Raw genomic sequence first — 2,500 nt, forward strand, 5'->3', positions numbered from 1 at the left:
GTCCGGCGGTGTCCTACTCTCCCACACCCTCACGAGTGCAGTACCATCGGCGCTGGAGGGCTTAGCTTCCGGGTTCGGAATGTAACCGGGCGTTTCCCCTCCGCCATGACCGCCGTAACTCTATCGACATATCAAACAACACCAAACACACTGGTCTGTTGTTCATTTGTCGAGAGTTGCACAGTGGACGCGTAGCAGCTTAGTAGTCAAGTCCTCGGCCTATTAGTACCGGTCAACTCAACCCGTTACCGAGCTTACATTTCCGGCCTATCAACCCAGTAGTCTAGCTGGGGGCCTTACCCCACCAAAGGTGGGTGGGATACCTCATCTTGAAGCAGGCTTCCCGCTTAGATGCTTTCAGCGGTTATCCCTTCCGAACGTAGCTAACCAGCCGTGCCCTTGGCAGGACAACTGGCACACCAGAGGTTCGTCCGTCCCGGTCCTCTCGTACTAGGGACAGCCCTTCTCAAGTATCCTACGCGCACGGCGGATAGGGACCGAACTGTCTCACGACGTTCTAAACCCAGCTCGCGTACCGCTTTAATGGGCGAACAGCCCAACCCTTGGGACCTGCTACAGCCCCAGGATGCGACGAGCCGACATCGAGGTGCCAAACCATCCCGTCGATATGGACTCTTGGGGAAGATCAGCCTGTTATCCCCGGGGTACCTTTTATCCGTTGAGCGACACCGCTTCCACTCGCAAGTGCCGGATCACTAGTCCCGACTTTCGTCCCTGCTCGACCTGTCAGTCTCACAGTCAAGCTCCCTTGTGTACTTGCACTCAACACCTGATTGCCAACCAGGCTGAGGGAACCTTTGGGCGCCTCCGTTACCTTTTAGGAGGCAACCGCCCCAGTTAAACTACCCACCAGACACTGTCCCTGAACCGGATAACGGCCCGAAGTTAGAAACCCAAATCAACCAGAGTGGTATTTCAAGATTGCCTCCACCCATACTGGCGTATGGACTTCACCGGCTCCCACCTATCCTACACAAGCTAATTCGGATACCAATGTCAAGCTATAGTAAAGGTCCCGGGGTCTTTCCGTCCTGCCGCGCGTAACGAGCATCTTTACTCGTAATGCAATTTCGCCGGGCCTGTGGTTGAGACAGTGGGGAAGTCGTTACGCCATTCGTGCAGGTCGGAACTTACCCGACAAGGAATTTCGCTACCTTAGGATGGTTATAGTTACCACCGCCGTTTACTGGCGCTTAAGTTCTCCGCCTCGCCCCGAAGAGCTAACAGGTCCCCTTAACGTTCCAGCACCGGGCAGGCGTCAGTCCATATACATCGAATTACTTCTTCGCATGGACCTGTGTTTTTAGTAAACAGTCGCTTCCCCCTGCTCTCTGCGGCCATACAACGCTCCACCCGCAAGGGGCTTCACGTCTCCGGCCCCCCTTCTCCCTAAGTTACGGGGGCAATTTGCCGAGTTCCTTAACCACAGTTCGCCCGATCGCCTCGGTATTCTCTACCTGACCACCTGTGTCGGTTTGGGGTACGGGCCGCTAAGAACTCGCTAGAGGCTTTTCTCGGCAGCATAGGATCACTGACTTCACCTGAATCGGCTCGGCATCACGTCTCAGCCCATATGCACCGCGGATTTGCCTACGGTACGGCCTACACGCTTACCCCGGCACAACCACCGGCCGGGCTCAGCTACCTTCCTGCGTCACCCCATCGCTTGACTACTACCCGCCAGGTTCCCACACTCACCCAGTTAAGTCCGAAGACCGCCCCAAGATCACACGGTTAGCACAACGAAGTTCATCATGGGCGTTCTTTCGCGGGTACGGGAATATCAACCCGTTGTCCATCGACTACGCCTCTCGGCCTCGCCTTAGGTCCCGACTCACCCAGGGCGGATTAGCCTGGCCCTGGAACCCTTGGTCATCCGGCGGAAGGGTTTCTCACCCTTCTTTCGCTACTCATGCCTGCATTCTCACTCGTGCCGCGTCCACAACTGGGTCACCCCGCTGCTTCACCCCCGGCACGACGCTCCCCTACCCATCCACACACCTGCACAAGGAATCAAGTCCAAGCGAGGTTAAAATATGAATGCCACAGCTTCGGCGGTGTGCTTGAGCCCCGCTACATTGTCGGCGCGGAACCACTTGACCAGTGAGCTATTACGCACTCTTTAAAGGGTGGCTGCTTCTAAGCCAACCTCCTGGTTGTCTATGCGACCCCACATCCTTTTCCACTTAGCACACGCTTAGGGGCCTTAGCTGGTGATCTGGGCTGTTTCCCTCTCGACTACGAAGCTTATCCCCCGCAGTCTCACTGCCGCGCTCTCACTTACCGGCATTCGGAGTTTGGCTGATTTCGGTAAGCTTGTGGGCCCCCTAGATCATCCAGTGCTCTACCTCCGGCAAGAAACACGCGACGCTGCACCTAAATGCATTTCGGGGAGAACCAGCTATCACGGAGTTTGATTGGCCTTTCACCCCTAACCACAGGTCATCCCCCAACTTTTCAACGTTGGTGGGTTCGGCCC

The 2,500-nt window shown here is 56.2% G+C and carries 2 rRNA genes (1 of these 2 cut by a window edge); both read right to left on the reverse strand.

The annotated features are described in order from the left end of the window. Nucleotides 1–117, reverse strand: a 5S ribosomal RNA gene (gene rrf, locus OG559_RS00005). Between the two features lie 85 nt (nt 118–202). Continuing rightward, nucleotides 203–2,500, reverse strand: a 23S ribosomal RNA gene (locus tag OG559_RS00010) (it continues 811 nt past the right edge of the window).

It is taken from the genome of Micromonospora sp. NBC_01405 (genome assembly GCF_045040155.1).
In the GTDB taxonomy this organism is placed as follows: Bacteria; Actinomycetota; Actinomycetes; order Mycobacteriales; family Micromonosporaceae; genus Micromonospora.